Raw genomic sequence first — 2141 nt, forward strand, 5'->3', positions numbered from 1 at the left:
TTCGGCCCGCTACCTAACTGTCTACGCTTAAAGACTAAAGTTACCTTTAGCCCTCCAAGACTCGCTACGAGCGAATGGCTAGTTCTTACTCGACGGGAATCCCACCCGTTATATGATACGACCTATGCTCGGCCGCACAAGCACCCATTTAGTTTAAGTGCATTTCTTCACAATATCATAATTTACCTTCAAAAAACCGCTATCATTGGTATTCCTGACCGTAATTGTTGCCATCTTATCCATCTCCTTATTTTTATTCTTGGACTTGTCCAGATTTACTCTTGAACTTGTCCAAAATTATCCTATTCAAGGAGATGCTAAATTGCGATAATTTTTGACCTATCTCTATAAAATAAGGCACGAATCCTCAATTATCTTCTTTTTACTCAGTAATCTTACCTTACTCATATCTTTAAGTTAGGACACCTAGAAATAAAAAATAGCCGATTTCCAAGTGGAATCGACTTCAAAATTATTTCTTCAAGTTTTCTTCTCTTTTCCTTAACTGCTTCTGATGAATAGTTACCTTTCAAATTTTCCACCACACTTTTTCTATATAATTCCCTTTAATTGTTAAACTAACCGGCCCCGTTACTTCAATAAGAAAAAGCATTACCGTTGTTCCAGTAATGCACCCGCTTGTTTCAGTACGTTTCTTCACAGTCTGCTGTCAATTATGTTGTTTGATAACAAAAGCTACTCGTATGTCACATCCTTGTTTTTACCATCTCCTGTATTTTTTAAAGTATGGTTAACCCCATAATCAAAGAACGGCTAAACCTTGTGACCCAAAGTAAGGAAAGTTAATCCAGGCAGCAACCTGCAATCTTGCTAGACTGCCATCATCTTGAATCTTAAATACTGACACTGTACCCTGATTACCGTTAAGGGTGTAAAAATGCCGTCCGTCTTTACTCACTCCAACGTCCATCGGAAGACCTGGGGATGTACCTGGCGCTGTACTGGTAATATGCCTTTCTACCGACAATGCTCCATTAGGATCAATTCTGTAGGTGGAGATGGTACCGCTTAAAGTGTTGGTAACGTATGCAAAACGTTCATCCCTTGTTGTTGCAACCCAGCATGCGGTTTTATATCCATTTGGTACAGAACCACTGATCACATGAAGGACCCTGTCGTTGCTCATTGAATAGGATGACAGGGCATTTGAATCTGCTTCAGTAACCAAGAGGATTCCAGTGGATAGAAAATATGCACCCAATGGTCCTTGACCATAAGAATTATTAACAATTGGTTCTGTAACAGTACCATTTTGATTTACATGAAATACACTAAGATGGTTTGAAGTAAGCTCGGATACAAGGATATTACTACCATCACGAGTGAAAAGAACTTGTGCTGGCTGGGCATTGAAAGTGCTGAGAGAATGGGTGGACCCAGGAATGGGGGTAAGGTGACCGTTATTATTGATGTGGAAACCTGTGATATTGGATGAATAGTTATTTTCAGCATTCCCTACATTGGCAACATAGACAAGATTACCAAACACATCTACGCTATTGGGTTGAGCACCTCCAGATGGCCTAACATCCATTAGAACAGGAATACCGCTGTCAGTAATCATGAAACTGCTGATCGTATGGTTGCCTGCGTTCACCGCAAGAAGAAAACGTCCATCACGGCACAAAGTTAGAGCTCCTTGTGACGTAAGAGGATCGACACCATCGTTTGCTGTTGCTGTGGAGACTTCCTTTGTGCCAGTACCTCTACCATGAGTCGGGTAGGAACCTGCAAAGGCGAGTATTCCGTTCGTGTCCCTGTAAAAGGCGATGATTTGATTCATTACTTCATTATTAGTCATAATGTAAACCATACTCGCATTCGCACGGAAATATTTATTCATTTTCCGAATCCTCCTTTCATAGTTTTATATGGTGCTTTTCCTATTTAAATTCCCTAAATTAAAGTAAATTGGTTTAAAGGATTATCGTCCTTACCACTAACCTATCTTTAAATAAGTAAATAACAACAAATGAGAAAGTAGGGAAACCTCTCTCGAGGCTTCCCCCTTATCAAACCGTACGTGCCCTATTAAGGCATACGGCTTACCAAATGTTACAATGTTTATCAAGAGGATGCATTCCAGGCATTTTGCATCTTTTGTAAGCGATGAGGGGTAA

2 protein-coding genes are annotated in these 2141 nt (G+C 40.1%); both read right to left on the reverse strand.

The window, feature by feature from the left end; genetic code table 11:
- Positions 1 to 763: 763 nt before the first annotated feature.
- On the reverse strand, positions 764 to 1864 hold the full coding sequence (locus E2K98_RS30415; RefSeq protein ID WP_407921244.1) for a lactonase family protein: 1101 nt from the start codon (positions 1862 to 1864) through the stop codon (positions 764 to 766).
- Positions 1865 to 1960: 96 nt separating this feature from the next.
- A partial coding sequence (locus E2K98_RS31515; RefSeq protein WP_208025453.1) for a hypothetical protein occupies positions 1961 to 2141 on the reverse strand: 181 nt, incomplete at its 5' end.

This window comes from Bacillus salipaludis (assembly GCF_004358205.1).

Bases quoted from the DNA above. Each gene is read 5' to 3' on its own strand.
- E2K98_RS30415 (WP_407921244.1), bottom strand. From the start codon at position 1,864: ATGAATAAATATTTCCGTGCGAATGCGAGTATGGTTTACATTATGACT.